The sequence below is a fragment of the Stenotrophomonas sp. B1-1 genome, assembly GCF_010894375.1.
Classification (GTDB): domain Bacteria; phylum Pseudomonadota; class Gammaproteobacteria; order Xanthomonadales; family Xanthomonadaceae; genus Stenotrophomonas.
Map to the genome: position 1 here is coordinate 63,483 of NZ_JAAIUZ010000001.1, position 14,643 is coordinate 78,125.

At 68.3% G+C, this 14,643-nt stretch carries 14 protein-coding genes; 7 read left to right on the forward strand and 7 right to left on the reverse strand.

Annotated elements, in window-relative coordinates:
- The first annotated feature begins 23 nt into the window (after window positions 1-23).
- Window positions 24-992, forward strand: coding sequence for a polysaccharide deacetylase family protein (locus G4G00_RS00305; RefSeq protein ID WP_164270618.1), 969 nt, complete (start codon window positions 24-26; stop codon window positions 990-992).
- Between the two features lie 3 nt (window positions 993-995).
- Here the strand turns inward: G4G00_RS00305 and G4G00_RS00310 are convergent, their stop codons facing one another.
- The 3 genes from G4G00_RS00310 to G4G00_RS00320 form a co-directional block, all read right to left on the reverse strand.
- Window positions 996-1,838: an MnmC family methyltransferase gene (locus G4G00_RS00310; RefSeq protein ID WP_164270620.1), complete on the reverse strand. Its 843-nt coding sequence runs from the start codon at window positions 1,836-1,838 to the stop codon at window positions 996-998.
- An 85-nt stretch (window positions 1,839-1,923) separates the two neighbouring features.
- Window positions 1,924-2,271 carry a hypothetical protein gene (locus tag G4G00_RS00315; RefSeq protein WP_164270622.1) on the reverse strand — a complete coding sequence of 116 codons (348 nt, stop codon included), beginning with the start codon at window positions 2,269-2,271 and terminating at the stop codon, window positions 1,924-1,926.
- Window positions 2,272-2,338: 67 nt separating this feature from the next.
- Entirely contained in the window at window positions 2,339-2,752 is a 414-nt protein-coding gene (locus tag G4G00_RS00320) for a hypothetical protein (protein ID WP_164270624.1), read from the reverse strand.
- Between the two features lie 88 nt (window positions 2,753-2,840).
- On the opposite strand from G4G00_RS00320, the gene G4G00_RS00325 reads away from it, so the two are divergent.
- Window positions 2,841-3,116, forward strand: coding sequence for a hypothetical protein (locus G4G00_RS00325; RefSeq protein WP_108771000.1), 276 nt, complete (start codon window positions 2,841-2,843; stop codon window positions 3,114-3,116).
- A gap of 170 nt (window positions 3,117-3,286) precedes the next feature.
- On the opposite strand, the gene dmeF is transcribed toward G4G00_RS00325, so the two are convergent.
- The gene (gene dmeF, locus G4G00_RS00330) at window positions 3,287-4,270 is read right to left on the reverse strand and encodes a CDF family Co(II)/Ni(II) efflux transporter DmeF (protein WP_164270626.1); all 984 of its coding nucleotides are present in this window, start codon (window positions 4,268-4,270) and stop codon (window positions 3,287-3,289) included.
- Between the two features lie 47 nt (window positions 4,271-4,317).
- On the opposite strand from dmeF, the gene G4G00_RS00335 reads away from it, so the two are divergent.
- Together G4G00_RS00335 and G4G00_RS00340 are read left to right on the forward strand one after the other, a co-directional pair.
- Complete coding sequence (locus G4G00_RS00335) at window positions 4,318-4,602, forward strand: metal/formaldehyde-sensitive transcriptional repressor (RefSeq protein ID WP_164270628.1); 285 nt, start codon at window positions 4,318-4,320, stop codon at window positions 4,600-4,602.
- Window positions 4,603-4,687: 85 nt separating this feature from the next.
- Window positions 4,688-6,013, forward strand: a complete 1,326-nt coding sequence (locus tag G4G00_RS00340; RefSeq protein ID WP_164270630.1) for a GTP-binding protein — start codon at window positions 4,688-4,690, stop codon at window positions 6,011-6,013.
- A 102-nt stretch (window positions 6,014-6,115) separates the two neighbouring features.
- On the opposite strand, the gene G4G00_RS00345 is transcribed toward G4G00_RS00340, so the two are convergent.
- Both G4G00_RS00345 and G4G00_RS00350 read right to left on the reverse strand, forming a co-directional pair.
- A complete protein-coding gene (locus G4G00_RS00345) occupies window positions 6,116-7,732 on the reverse strand; it encodes an ATP-binding cassette domain-containing protein (protein WP_164270632.1) in 1,617 nt (538 codons plus the stop codon).
- A gap of 234 nt (window positions 7,733-7,966) precedes the next feature.
- Complete coding sequence (locus G4G00_RS00350) at window positions 7,967-8,866, reverse strand: LysR family transcriptional regulator (protein WP_108752022.1); 900 nt, start codon at window positions 8,864-8,866, stop codon at window positions 7,967-7,969.
- 151 nt (window positions 8,867-9,017) lie between these two features.
- Between G4G00_RS00350 and G4G00_RS00355 the strand changes: the two genes are divergently transcribed.
- Both G4G00_RS00355 and G4G00_RS00360 read left to right on the forward strand, forming a co-directional pair.
- On the forward strand, window positions 9,018-10,196 hold the full coding sequence (locus tag G4G00_RS00355) for a serine hydrolase domain-containing protein (RefSeq protein WP_164270635.1): 1,179 nt from the start codon (window positions 9,018-9,020) through the stop codon (window positions 10,194-10,196).
- The gene (locus G4G00_RS00360; RefSeq protein ID WP_164270637.1) at window positions 10,193-11,377 is read left to right on the forward strand and encodes an MFS transporter; all 1,185 of its coding nucleotides are present in this window, start codon (window positions 10,193-10,195) and stop codon (window positions 11,375-11,377) included. The genes G4G00_RS00355 and G4G00_RS00360 overlap by 4 nt, the downstream gene beginning before the upstream one ends.
- A 3-nt stretch (window positions 11,378-11,380) precedes the next feature.
- Here G4G00_RS00360 and G4G00_RS00365 read toward each other — a convergent pair whose 3' ends face one another.
- On the reverse strand, window positions 11,381-13,000 hold the full coding sequence (locus G4G00_RS00365) for an EAL domain-containing protein (RefSeq protein WP_108752025.1): 1,620 nt from the start codon (window positions 12,998-13,000) through the stop codon (window positions 11,381-11,383).
- 231 nt (window positions 13,001-13,231) lie between these two features.
- Here G4G00_RS00365 and cycA point away from each other — a divergent pair, with 231 nt between their 5' ends.
- Window positions 13,232-14,605, forward strand: a complete 1,374-nt coding sequence (gene cycA, locus G4G00_RS00370) for a D-serine/D-alanine/glycine transporter (RefSeq protein WP_108752026.1) — start codon at window positions 13,232-13,234, stop codon at window positions 14,603-14,605.
- Window positions 14,606-14,643: the final 38 nt, after the last annotated feature.

Sequence of the window (14,643 nt, forward strand, 5' to 3'; positions counted from 1 at the left end):
CCTGCCCGAACAAGGATGGATGGATGCGTTCGTTGCTGCGTGCCGTACCGTTGTTGCTGCTTTCGCTGGTGGCCCACGCCGCCGAGGTGGACCGCCGCATTGCGGTCACCATCGATGATCTGCCATGGGCGCGGGTGGATGAGATCGTGCCGGCCGATCTGCAGCAGCGGCATGCCGCATTAATGGCGCAGCTTCACCAGGCCAACGTGCCGGTGGTGGGCTTCGTGAATGAGAACAAGCTGGAAGTGGCTGGCCAGGTGCAGCCGCAGCGCGTGCAGATGCTGCGCGACTGGCGCGATGCCGGTTACGAACTGGGCAACCACACCTATTCGCACATGGATCTGAATGCCAAGGGCGTGGCGGCCTTCCAGCAGGACTTCCTGCGCGGCGAGCAGACGCTGCGGCCGCTGCTGGCCGAGCGCGGCCAGGTGCCGCAGTGGATGCGCCACCCCTACCTGCGCGCAGGGCGAACCGCTGAAGAGCGGGCGCAGATGGACGTATTTTTCCAGCAGCATGGCTACCGCGTGGCGCCGGTGACCGTGGACAACGGCGAATGGGTCTGGGCGTTCGCCTATGCCAACGTGATGAACGAGCAGGCCGATTCACCGGCGCGCGAGGCGCTGCTGCAGCGCCTGCGACGGGGCTACGTGCCGTACATGTTGAACAAGGTGGATTACTACGAACGGCAATCGCAGGCGCTGCTGGGCTACGCGTTGCCGCAGGTATGGCTGATGCATGCCAACGAACTCAATGCGGCGACCTTCGCCGAGCTGGTGGCCGCCACCCAGCGGCGGGGCTATCGCTTCGTGTCGCTGCAGGAGGCGCTGCAGGACCCGGCCTACGCGCGCGGTGCCGAAGGCTACAACGGCCGCTACGGCCCCAGCTGGCTGCACCGCTGGGCCATGGCCGAGAACAAGCCCAAGGACTTCTTCGCCGGTGAACCGGTGGTGCCGCAGTGGGTGAAGCAGTTGGCGAAGGTGAATTACGAGTGAGCGTCAGCGGCGCACGGCCAGCACGCCATCCAGCGCCAGCTCGGCCTTGAAGCCGGCCTTTTCCAGGCGCTTGGCCACTTCACGCGGCACATCGCGGCCGCTGGTGAGCTTGTTCGGCGCGCCGGTGTAATGGAACAGCCGGCCGCCCTTGCGGATGACGCGGGCCAGGTGGTCGTAGAACACCTGCGAATACAGTTCGCCGGCAATACCGAAGCGCGGCGGATCGTGCAGGATGGCATCGACGCTGTTGCTGGCCACCTGTTCGATCTGCTGCGAGACGTCGCCATGGCTGAACTGCAGGCGCCCGCCTGCGGCGGCCGATTCCGGGTCGGGCGACCACGGGTTCAGCGTGCGCAGCCACATCACGTCGGCGTTCTTTTCGAACGAACGGATCTGGCCGACACCGGCTTCCAGCGCACAGGCGGCGAAGTAGCCCAGCCCGCCGCAGGTATCCAGGATGACCTTGCCGGCCGGCGCCACCAGTTCCACCTTGCGCCGCGCATCTTCGAACGGCGACAGCTTGGAGGTCGGCAGCATCTTGATGCCGTCGATCTCGAAGGTCGGCGCGCCCCATTCGGTGGGCACCAGCTTGATGAGCGAACCGCTGTAGCGGGAAATGGGCGCGAAGTCCTCGCCATCCCAGTAGTACAGGGTGCGGTCCTTCAGTTTGCCCGGCCAGGGGTAGTGCTGGCCGCGGAACTGGAAGCCCTCTGCATCCAGAGTGACGGTTTCCTCGCTGCGGCCCAGGTCCAGTGAGCCCTGCCAGTCGCCTGCGCCCTTGTCGTGCGCGCGCTGCAGCGCCTGCGCGCTGTCGCGGGTGAGCAGGGGGCCGGAGTAATGGGGCACGGGCGGTACCGGGGGCAGGTGGGGGAGGGCATGGTACCTGACCGGCCGTGAGTGCGTGGCGGGCGGGCACCCGCCCACGCTGGCGCTAGCGTGGTTGCGTGGCGGGCCACGTACGGACCGACGTGCAGGAGAAGCCGTGGGTGGCCGCCTCACCGCCCAACCAGGACGTTCCGTCGCCGACCACCATGCCGTTTCTCGCACAGGCGCGCTGGTGCGCTGCGCGGGTGGCGTCTGGCTGGCGGTCGAGTTCGTAGCGCATTCGGCCATCCTCCTCCAGCACCCAGTGCACGGTCACGCGCTCGCTCGCGTCCCCGTCGATCGGCCAATCGATCGTGCGCAGTACCAGCGTTTCACCTTCGGCAGTGGTGAGTATCTGATCGAAGGCGCCCTGCGTGGCAGGCGTTGTGGCGGCGAGCAGAGGACTGAGCAGCATGGGGGTCCCCCGGCAAAGCTTCAGCCTGGGGCGGGTTGCGCAGCGGCGCCATCAGAAACCTTGCAGATTACTCACACTTCACCGGATACACGGGCCCGGCGCCGATCAGCAGCAGGGCCATGTAGTCGCTGTCGCGGGCCTTGGCTTTCAGCGTGGCGCCGTCCTTTGCGTGGAACAGGCCAAAACCGCCGGCGCTGCGGATCAGGGCACTGTCGATCTGCTGGGCATCGTCGGGGAAGTACTTGCCGATGTCGCTGCGGCTGGCCTTGTGCAGTGCGTTCGGTTCACGCTGCCAGCTGCCATTGCGCTCGAAGGAGACGAAGTACTGGCCGCCCTCCTTGTCGATGCGGAACTCGGCGGCGCGGCGGCTGCTGGTTGCGAAGCAGCCCAGCAGGGGATCGCTGGAGAACGGCAGGTGGGTGTCGCCACTGCAGGCGGCGAGCAACAGGGCACCGGGCAGCAGCAGGCAGAGCGCGCGCATGGGATGTCCCCACAGGGCAGGTGCGGCTAGTGTAGGCAGCAGCCGGGCGCGGCCCGTGCAGATAATCGGCAAGAACGAGGGAGCGGCGATGGCACAGGGCAGGGCACCGTGGTGTGGGCTGGCGAGCTGGCTGGGGCTGGTTGCCGGCTGGGGCGCGGGTTGGCTGGCGGCATGGGCGTTCGGCGCGAGCGCGCCGGTGGCGGGGCTGGCGGTGGCCGTGCTGGCATCGGTGCTGGTGGGCGGCGGGTTTGCCGTGGCCGCGAGGGTGCGCGGTGAGCGCCATGCGTGGCTGGGGATTGGCGGCGCAGCGCTGAGCGCGTTGCCGCTGGCGGTGTATCTGTTGCGGATGATGCTGAAGCTCTAGGCTCACTCGCCTCAGCTTTTTCGTAGAGTCGAGCTTGCTCGACTGCCTTGCACGGAAGCAGTCGAGCAAGCTCGACTCTACGAAGGCAGGGAAGCAGTCGAGCAAGCTCGACTCTACGAAGGCAGGGAAGCAGTCGAGCAAGCTCGACTCTACGAGGGCAGGGAAGTGCGTTACGCGGTGCGGTGGATTTCCAGCGTGATGTGTACCAGCTCCTCGTGCACGCCCAAGGCCGCGCGCAGGGTGTCGGCGTCCAGGGCTGCATGGTGGGTGACCACACTGGCGGCCACCGCGTACTTGCCTCGCCCCACCTGCCAGACATGCAGGTCGGCCAAGCGCGCCTGCCACGGCCCCTGTTCGATGACTTCGCGCACTTCCGCCACCACCGGTGCATCCATCTGCGCATCCAGCAGGATGCGTCCACTGTCCCGCAGCAGGCCGATGGCCCACACGGTCACCAGCACTGCGCCCACCAGGCCCATCACCGGGTCCAGCCACGCCACGCCCCACAGCTTGCCGCCCAGCAGGGCGACGATGGCCAGTACCGAGGTGGCCGCGTCGGCCAGCACGTGGATGTAGGCCGAGCGCAGGTTCAGGTCGTGCCCGTGCGCGTGGCCATGAGCGTGATCGTGGCTGTGACCGTGATCGTGGTGGTGCGCATGTTCGTGGCCGTGACCATGGTGATGGTGGGCATGGCCCGGGCTGTCATGCAGCCACCACGCGCACAGCAGGTTCACGCCCAGCCCCACGGCGGCGATGGCAATGGCTTCGTCGTAGTGAATGGGCGCCGGTACCCACAGGCGCTGCAGCGATTGCACCGCCATCAGGGCGGCTACACCCAGCAGGGCGATGGCACTGGTGTAGCCGGCCAGGATCTCGATCTTCCAGGTGCCGAAGGCGAAGCGCGGGTCATGGGCATAGCGGCGCGCACAGCGGTACGCGAACACCGACAGGCCCAACGCCAGCGCATGTGAACTCATATGCCAGCCATCGGCCAGCACGGCCATGGAGTTGAGCCACCAGCCGCCGACGATTTCCACCAGCATCATGCCGACGGTCAGCCACAGGGCGCGGCGGGTGTTGCGTTCAGCCAGTGGGTTGCCGTCGTCGAAGCGATGGTCGTGGCGGCGTGCGGCGGCGAGGGCGTCCAGTTGCATGGCGGTGGGGTCTTCATGGATACCCCCGTAGGGTATATGATTCGCGCATGGCACATGTACACAAACATCGAAAACAGTTGCTGGCCCGCGTGCGCCGTATTGGCGGCCAGGTGGCGGCGTTGGAACAGGCCCTGGATCGACCCGAGGGAGAGCCCGGCGATTGCGCCGGCGTGCTGGTGCAGGTGGCCGCCGTGCGCGGCGCCGCCCACGGCCTGCTGATGGAACTGCTGCACGAGCACCTGCAGGAACACGTGGTGGCCGCTGAAGACCCGCAGCAGCGCGCCGCCGAGGCCGAGGTGCTGGTGGAACTGCTGCGCCGCTACGGCAAGTAGCGCCGGGCCATGCCCGGAGGCGGCACTGTGGATGGCTCTAGAAATGTTATACAGTAACATTTCCATCCGCAGCCTCCCGCCCCGCATGAACCCTGTTTCCCGCGCCGACCGCCGCTTGCCGGTCACCGTCCTGTCCGGCTTCCTGGGCGCTGGCAAGACCACCTTGCTCAACCAGATCCTGCGCAACCGCGAAGGCCTGCGGGTGGCGGTGATCGTGAACGACATGAGCGAGGTCAACATCGATGCGCAGCTGGTGCGCGACGGTGGCGCCGCGCTGCGCCGTACTGAAGAAACGCTGGTGGAATTCAGCAACGGCTGCATCTGCTGCACCCTGCGCGACGACCTGCTGCAGGAAGTGCGGCGCCTGGCCGACAGTGGTCGCTATGACTACCTGTTGATCGAATCGACCGGCATCGGTGAGCCCATGCCGGTGGCGGCCACCTTCGCCGTGCGCGATGAACACGGCTTCAGCCTGGGCGACATCGCGCGCCTGGACACGATGGTGACCGTGGTGGATGGCAGCGCCTTCCTGGCCGACTTCGGTTCCACCCTGCGCCTGGCCGAGCGAGGCCAGCAGGCCGGGCCGGACGATGACCGCGGCGTGGTGGACCTGCTGTGCGAGCAGGTGGAATTTGCCGATGTGATCGTGGTCAGCAAGGTGGACCAGACCGACGATGACGTGCTGCAGGACACGCTGGCCGTGCTGCGTGGATTGAATCGCGAGGCGAAGCTGCTGCTGTCGCGCTTCGGCGATGTGCCGTTGACCGAGCTGCTGGATACCGGCCGCTTCGATTTCGAGCGTGCGCAGCAGGCACCCGGCTGGGTGAAGGAGCTGCGTGGCGAGCACACGCCGGAAACCGAGGAATACGGCATCGGCAGCTTCGTCTACCGCTCGCGCCGGCCGTTCCACCCGGGCCGCTTCGCACGCGCGCTGCAGCAGGGCATGCCGGGGGTGATCCGCAGCAAGGGCTGGTTCTGGCTGGCCAACCGCATGGACTGGGTGGGCGAACTGAGCAGCGTGGGCGCGGCTACCCGTACCCAGGCGGCCGGGTTCTGGTATGCGGCACGCGAACGTGTGCGTGCCGGTGACGAAGACACCACGCCGCTGCTGCCGCCCACGCCGCTGCCGTACAGCGACCTGGGCTGGGCGCGGCAGCAGGCCGATTGCTGGAGCGCGCCGCTGCCGGGCGTGGAGGCGTTTGCGGATGATGCTGAGCATGCGGCCATGGCGCGGTTGTGGCATCCGCTCTGGGGTGACCGGCGGCAGGAGCTGGTGGTGATTGGCGTGCACATGGACGAACGCGCCGTGCGCGCCACCTTGGATGCCTGCCTGTTGAACGACCAGGAACTGCGCGCCGGGCCGTTGCTGTGGCAGCAGTTGCCGCAGGCGTTTCCGGTGTGGAAGCGTTGAAGCAACAGCATCCACGCGGGAGTAGATCCACGCCATGCGTGGATGACGGTGGCGTCGGTGGGGTCAGAGCCCTTTTGCGCTGCAAAAGGGATCTGACCCCATCTACGACCCCGTCTGTGGGTCGTGCCACTGCCAACTATCGGCGCTTACCTGCAGTATCTGCGTGGGCCGCAGTGCCTGCAGCAGATGTGCGTCGTGGCTGACCATCATCAACGCGCCTGGCCATGCGGCAAGCAGCGATTCCAATGCGTCCAGCGCGGCCAGGTCCAGTGCGTTGCCGGGTTCGTCCAGCAGCAGGACCTGCGGTGCGGGATCGGCGTACAGCACGCTGGCCAGGGCACCCTTCACCCGCTCGCCATCGCTCAGGCTGCTGGCCGGGCGCTGGATGCGCTGTGCATCCAGGCCCAGCAGGGCCAGACGCGTGCGCAGCTCTGCCGGGTCCGCACCGGCGTTGGCGGCCTGCACGGTCTGCAGGATGCTGCGATCACCGGCCAGCCCCAGCAGCTGCTGGTCCAGCAGCGCGAGCGGCGCGTGGCGCTGCACCTGGCCGCTGCGCGCTGGCAGCTGTCCTGCCAGCACCCGTAGCAAGGTGGATTTACCGGTGCCGTTGTCGCCCACCACGGCGATGCGCTCGCCGCGACGCAGCGACAGCTGCAGCGGCGCCGTGCAGCCGTGCGGTAGTACGAGATCCTGCGTCTGCAGCAGACGCGCGCTGCCACGTTCGCCGGCACCGGCAAACAGGGCCAGTTCGGGCGTCGCCTGCACGCCTGCCGCTGCCGTGCGCAGCTGGTCGGCGCTGGCCTGCAGGCGCGCCTCCTGGATCTGCCGCGCGCGGCCCAGGCTGGCTTCGGCACGTTGCTTCTGCCCGCCCAGCAGGATGGGGGCCTGGTTGGCCTGCCTGGCATCGCGTGCGCCGCGGGCCTGGCGCTGCTGTTGGCGTTCGTGCTGTTCGCGTGCGCTGCGCTGTTGCTGGCGATGCTGCGCGCGGGCATGGTCCAGCGCCGCGGCCGCCGCTTCGCGCTCGGCGGCACGCGCCTGGGCATAGTGCTGCCACGGTCCGCTGTAGCGGTGCAGACCCTGCGCATCCAGTTCCACGATCTGCTGCATGTGGCCCAGCAGATCGCGGTCATGGCTGATGACCAGCAGGCCGCCACGCCACTGCTGCAGCTGCGCCTGCAGCTGGCGGCGATGCTGGGCGTCCAGATGGTTGCTGGGCTCGTCCAGGATCAGCCAGTCGGCGCCGCTGGCCCACGCACCGGACAGTGCGACGCGCATGGTCTGGCCGCCACTGAGCCGCGCGGCCGGCTGGCCGACGTGCAGATCATCGGGCAGGCCCATGGACTGCCACTGCTGCTGCAGGCGTTCGCGCAGGTCCCAGCGGTCGCCTACGCAGGCGAAGTCCTGCTCATCGATGCTGCCGGCCTCGATACGGGCCAGGGCGGCCAGCACTTCTCCGACGCCTGCCAGTTCGCCCACGGTGCCACGTGGCGGGTAGCCGGGCGTGGGCAGCAGGAACACCCGCCCACTGCTGCGTATCTGGCCGCTGTCGGGCGGCAGCTGGCCGGCGAGCAGGCGCGCCAGCACGCTCTTGCCCACGCCATTGCCGCCCACCAGCCCGGTGGCCAGCGGTTCGAAGGAAAAGGACAGATCGGAAAACAACGGACGGCCATCGGCCAACCGATACGACACGCGATCAAGCGTGAGGGAATGCGAAGTCATGCGACCTCCAAGCAATGCCATGTCTCCCCTGCGCGCAGGGGCGGGAAGAGTCAGGCCGTCCGGTTTGCAGACGGCGGCATTACTGGCGCATTGGTCGCGAGCCTCTGGGGGGAATGATTGGAGATTATAGCGCCCGCAGGGCGCGCGGGTTGTAGAGTCGAGCCATGCTCGACTGCTTTGCGCAGAGCAGTCGAGCGGAGCAGTCGAGCATGGCTCGACTCTACAGGAAGGGGGTTACGGTACGGTTTCCAGGCGGGCGCTGACGAAGTCGATGAAGGCGCGCAGCTTGGGCAGTACGTGGCGGCCGGACGGCCACAGCAGGTGGAAGATGCCGCAGGAATGCACGTGCTCGTCGAGCACGGTGACCAGGCGACCGTCGGCCAGCGCATGCCGCACGGAGTGCACGGGCACGAAGGCCAGCCCGCCATCGCGCAGTGCCATGGCCACGCGCGCTTCAATGGTGTTGGCCACCATGTTGACCGGCAGTTCCTGCGCGACTTCGCCGTCAGGCCACTGCACCGGCCACGCTTCCAGCTTGCCGGTGCTGGGAAAGCGATAGTGCAGCAGGCGGTGCTGCAGCATGTCCGCGGGCGTACGCGGTACACCGTGGCGCTGCAGATACGCCGGCGAGGCCACCACGCGGCGCGGGAATATGCCCAGGCGCCGTGCGTTCATGCGTGAATCGCTGGGCTCGCCCACGCGCAGCACCGCATCGAAGCCTTCTTCGATCACATCCACCAGGCGGTCGCTGAAATCCAGTTCCAGGCGGATATCCGGGTAGGCGGCCATGAAGTCGGCCAGCAGCGGCAGAGTCAGGTCGCCGACCAGCGGCAGGCTGATGCGCAGGGTGCCGCTGGGCGAGGCGCTCTGCTGGGCCAGTTCGGTACGGGCGGCATCGCGTTCGTGCAGGATCCGCCGGCAGCGTGCCAGGAACAACTGGCCTTCGGCGGTGAGGGTGATGCTGCGCGTGCTGCGATGGAACAGGCGCACGCCCAGTGCGTGTTCCAGCCGGGCCACGCATTTGCCTGCGGCCGATGCCGAAATGCCCTGCAGGCGGCCGGTTTCCACGAAGCTGCGGGTTTCAGCGGCATGGATGAAGGTCTGCAGGTTGGCCAGGTTGTCGAGCACGGACATGGCGGGCGTTCCGGGGGTATGGCGGTAGTGTGGGTCCGCCCATGGTGCCGATTGCGGACCGGGCAGTCCACGATGTAGGGAGCGCGACGTGGGTTTTTCCCGCGGGTGGCGGGCTCTAACGTGGCGGCCCTCCCTCCCAAGGATCGCCGTGATGAATGCACTCCCCACGTTGGCGCCGGACCCGGTGCTTCCTTCCGTGCAGCGCGTGCTGCAGCAGGCCCACCCCGGCCAGATCGTGGGGGCGGTGGTGCTGGTGCGCCAGCACGGTGCGTGGCGCCACGCCAGCGCCAGCGGGTTGGCCGACCGGGAACAGGGCCTGCCCATGCAGCGCGACCAGCTGTTTCGCTTGGCGTCGGTGAGCAAGCTGCTGCTGACCGTGGTGGTGCTGCGCCTGGTGCAGCAGGGCGTGCTGGATCTGGATGTGCCGGTGCAGCGCTGGCTGCCGCAGTTCCGCCCGGCATTGGCGAGCGGTGAAACGCCGGACATCAGCCTGCGCCAGCTGCTTAGCCACAGCAGCGGACTGGGCTACCGCTTCCTGGAAGCCGACGCGCAGGGGCCTTATGCGCGGGCGGGGGTGAGCGATGGCATGGATACCAGCCCGATCACCCTGGCCGAGAACGTGCGGCGCATTGGCCAGGTGCCGCTGCAGTTCGCCCCCGGTACGCACTGGCTGTATTCGCTGGGCGTGGACGTGGCCGGTGCCGTGGCCGAGGCCGCCACCGGGCAGCGCCTGCAAGCCCTGTTCGAGCAGCATCTGGCGCGGCCGCTGGGGCTGCGCGATACCGGCTTTTCCACCGCTGAAGGGCAACGCCTGGCGGTGCCCTATGTGGACGACCTGCCGCAGCCGCACCGGCTGGGTGAGGGCGAGACGGTGCCGGTCTACGCCGATACGGTGGGCATTGCCTACAGCCCGGCGCGCGCCACCGATGCCGCGCGTTTTCCTTCGGCCGGGGCGGGCCTGGTGGGCAGCGCCGACGATCTGATGGCGGTGCTGGAAGCGCTGCGCGATGTCGATCACTCGCAACTGCTGGCGCAGGAGCTGGCCGCGCAGATGGTCGGCCTGCAGGTCGGCCGTGCCGGCCCTCCCGATCCGGCGGGGTGGGGCTTCGGTCTGGGCGCGGCGGTGTTGTTTGACCCCGCTGCCGCCGCTACGCCGCAGGCCATGGGCACCTGGCGCTGGGGCGGTGCTTACGGCCACAGTTGGTTTGTCGATCCGCAGCGGGGCCTGAGCGTGGTGGCGCTGACCAACACGCTGTATGCCGGCATGCACGGGCCGTTCGTGGATGCGCTGCGCGATGCGATCTACGCCGACCTGGACGGTGCGCGATGAGCGGCCATGCAGCGGCAGACGCCTTGCCCGCAGGCGCGGCCACACGCCTGCCGTGGCCGCCCCTGCTGGCCCTGGCCGGCGGCGGCTTCATCACCCTGTTGACCGAAACCCTGCCGGCCGGTGTGCTGCGCCCGATTGGAACCAGCCTGGGCGTGAGCGATGCGGCGGCCGGCCAGTTGGTAAGCGTGTACGCGCTGGGGTCGCTGCTGGCGGCCCTGCCGATGACCGCGCTGACCCAGCGGCTGCCGCGGCGCCCGCTGCTGCTGGCGGCCATTGCCGGGTTCGTGCTGGTGAACACACTGACCGCGCTCAGCAGCAGCTACCCGCTGATTCTGGTCGCGCGCTTCCTGGCCGGTGTGTGCGCGGGCCTGCTGTGGTCGCTGGTGGCCGGCTATGCCGCGCGCATGGTGGTGCCGTCGCTGCAGGGCCGGGCCATCGCCGTGGCCATGGTGGGCTCGCCGCTGGCGCTGTCGCTGGGCGTGCCCGCGGGCACGTTGCTGGGGCAGCAGATCGGCTGGCGCTGGGTGTTCGCGCTGATGAGTGTGCTGGCCGTGGCCCTGCTGGGCTATGCGCGCTGGGCGCTGCCGGACCTGCCGGCCGCAGGCAGCGGCAAACGCACGCCGTTGGCGACGGTCTGGCGCCTGCCCGGCGTGCGCAGCACCCTGCTGGTGATGGCGCTGTACGTGCTGGCGCACAACGTGCTGTACACCTACATCGAGCCGCTGGCCCTGCTGGCCCACGCCGGCGCCTGGCTGGACCGCCTGCTGCTGGTGTTCGGCGTATCGGCCATAGCCGGCATTGCGGTGGCTGCGTGGGGCGTGGACCAGCATCTGCGCGCCCTGGTCTGGGCGGCGGTGCTGGGCTTTGCCGCCGCCGCGTTGGCCCTGCTGCTGTGGCCGGGCAGGCCGCAGGTGCTGCTGCTGGCAACGGCGTTGTGGGGGCTGGCGTTCGGCGCGGTACCGGCGTTGTTCCAGACCGCGCTGGCGCGCCGCGCCGGTGCCGCCGCCGATCTTGCCCAGTCGATGCTGGTGACCGGCTGGAACCTGGCCATTGCCGCCGGTGGCGTGGCCGGCGGCTTGCTGCTGCAGACCGGCGGTGCGCAGCAGCTGGCGTGGCTGCCGCTGGGCCTGCTGCTGGTGTGCGGGGCCTGGCTGCTGGCCAGGCCGCGGGCCTGGGGCTGACGGTCAGGTATCGGAGAATTCGCGCTCGATCGGCACGCTGCGCGGGTTCTGCATGTGCTCGCGCGCGGCACCGTACTGCTGCTGGCGCCGATGGTGGAAGGCCACGAATTCATCGCGTGGCAACGGCCGCGAGAACAGCCAACCTTGGCCGAACTGCACGTGCTGGCTGTGCAGGTAGGCCAGCTGTGCCTCGGTTTCCACGCCTTCGGCCACCACCCACAGGCCCAGTTCGCGGGCCATTTCGATGATGTGCGGGGTGACCGGCGTGGTGGCGCTTTCGGTGCCGATCGCATCGATGAAGGACTTGTCGATCTTCAGCGCATCCAGGGGCAGCTGCTCCAGGTACTGCAGGCTGGAATAGCCCACGCCGAAATCATCGATGGCGATGCTGTGGCCAGCCCGGCGTGCGGCGGCCATCATGGTGCGGGCACGGTCGATATCCAGGAAGCCGCGTTCGGTGGCTTCCAGCCAGATCTGCTGCGGCAGGATGCCGCTGCCGGCCATGCGTGCGGACACTACCTTCAGTGCACGGCCACTGCTGATGTCATCCGGTGCCAGGTTGATGGCGATGTGCGCGCTGCGGTCGGACACCAGCAACTCGCGCATGTCCTTCACCACGTTTTCGATCACCACATCGGTCAGCGCCTGGATCAGGCCGTGTTCCTCGGCCAGCGGAATGAAGATGTCCGGGCGCACCTGGGTGCCGTCGGGGTGCTGCCAGCGCACCAGTGCTTCGGCGCCCACGCAGATGCCGGTATCCAGTTCGATGATGGGCTGGTAGTGCAGGTACAGTTCGCGGCGGCGGATGGCGGTGGCCAGTTCGCCGCGCATGGACAGGCGCCGCTGTGACAGCCATACCACCAGGCCCACGCCCAGGGCGGCCAGCAGCAGGCCCACCGGCACGAACAGCCAGGCCTGCTGGCGGAAGGTGGCCGCCAGGGCGGTGCGCGGGGCGGTGGCGATGGCCAGCCATTGTTCGCTGCGCGCGCTGGCATACAGGGTGTCGTCGTCCAGGCCTTCGCCCGGGTCGCGCAGCAGTTTCAGCAGCAGGGTCTGGTCAATGCCGCTCTGGCGGCTCAGCAGGCGCCCATCCGGGCTGGCCAGGGCCAGGCGCACATCCGGGTCGGCGATGATGCCGACGAAGTGCCGCGGGTCCACCAGCACATCGTAGGAACCGTACAGCACGGCCAGCACCTTACGCCCCCCTGTGGCGGCCGGGCGGATGTCCACGGCGATGCCGGCGCCATCGCTGGTCACATGGTCGGCGCGCGGATGTTCCACAGTGCCTTCGAAGGCGCCCCACGAGGTGCAGCGCAGCCGGCCGCCTTCGAAATAGCCCATCTGGTCGATGGACGGGGTGGTCATCACCAGGGTCTGCATGCGCCGGATGTGCTCGCTGCTGCACGGGGCCATCGCACTGGCTTCGGCGGATTTCAGCGCGGCCAGCGCTTCCTGGTAGGACAGGTCGGCCCGCCGCAGGGTGCGTTCGGCGATGCCATGCAGGCGCTCCTGCTCCACGTCCACGGCGCTGTGCCAGGTGGCATAGACCATGGCGGCAATGGGCACGATGGCGGCCAGCAGGGCCGCAAAGACGCCGAGGATGATGACCCGCAGGCGGTTCATGGCCGGTACTCCGGGCGGGCGGGCAGGGCTGCGGGCATGGCGGCCGATCCTTGGACGGATGCCCTATCTGAGCATGTTGGCCGCCTGTGCGGAATGGGGCAGGACCGATAATCCGTCACATTGTGGCAATTGCGACAACCGATGACGGCAGCGATCCGGCTGAGACTGGCGCTCCGGGCCGCACAGGTCTACCGTCGGGGGCTTCACCCGCCCCTTCCAGCGCCCCCTTCCATGACCGAACCCGCCGCACCCCCGGAGCACCTGCGCCGCAGCCTGTCCAACCGCCACCTGCAACTGATCGCCATCGGCGGTGCCATCGGCACCGGCCTGTTCATGGGCTCGGGCAAGACCATCAGCCTGGCGGGCCCGTCCATCATCTTCGTCTACCTGATCATCGGCGCGATGCTGTTCTTCGTGATGCGGGCGATGGGCGAGCTGCTGCTGTCCAATCTGAACTACAAGTCCTTCATCGATTTTTCCACCGACCTGCTGGGCCCTTGGGCCGGTTTCTTCTGCGGCTGGACGTACTGGTTCTGCTGGATCGTGACCGCCATCGCCGATGTGATCGCGATCGCCGCCTATGCGCAGTTCTGGTTCCCCGAACTGGCCGCCTGGATACCGGCGCTGCTGTGCGTGCTGCTGTTGCTGGGGCTGAACCTGGTGACGGTGAAGCTGTTTGGCGAAATGGAATTCTGGTTCGCGCTGATCAAGATCGTGGCCATCTGCGCGCTGATCATCACCGGCGCCGGCCTGGTGGCCTGGGGCTTCACCTCGCCCAGCGGCCACACCGCCTCGCTGTCGAACCTGTGGAATGACGGCGGCATGTTCCCGATGGGGCTGGTCGGCTTCTTCGCCGGCTTCCAGATCGCGGTGTTCGCCTTCGTTGGCATCGAACTGGTGGGCACCACCGCCGCGGAAACCGCCAACCCCGAGCGCAACCTGCCCAAGGCGATCAATTCCATTCCGGTGCGCATCATCATCTTCTACGTGCTGGCGCTGATCGCGATCATGGCGGTGACGCCGTGGCGCCAGGTGGTGCCGGACAAGAGCCCGTTCGTGCAGCTGTTCGTGCTGGCCGGCATTCCCGCCGCCGCCAGCCTGATCAACTTCGTGGTGCTGACCTCGGCCACCTCGTCGGCCAACAGCGGCATCTTCTCCACCAGCCGCATGCTGTACGGCCTTGCTGAAGAAGGGCACGCGCCGCGTGGGCTTTCCAAGCTGTCGCGCGCGGCGGTGCCGGCCCGTGGGTTGCTGTTCTCGTGCCTGTGCCTGCTGGGCGGCACGCTGCTGATCTACCTGATTCCCAACCTGGTGACCGCCTTTACCCTGGTGACCACGCTGGCCACCGTGCTGTTCATCTTCGTCTGGTCGCTGATCCTGGTGGCCTACATGGTCTACCGCCGCCGCTACCCGGAACGGCATGCGGCATCGATCTTCAAGATGCCCGGCGGCGTGGCCATGTGCTGGGCCTGTCTGGTCTTCTTCGCCGCCGTGCTGGTGCTGCTGAGCCTGCAGGCCGACACCCGCCAGGCGCTGCTGGCCAGCCCGGCGTGGTTCGTGCTGCTGGGCGTGGGGTACTGGCTGCGCCGCAGAGCGGTGACGTGATTTGCGGGGTCGGATCCCGTTGCGTGGCAACGGGCTCT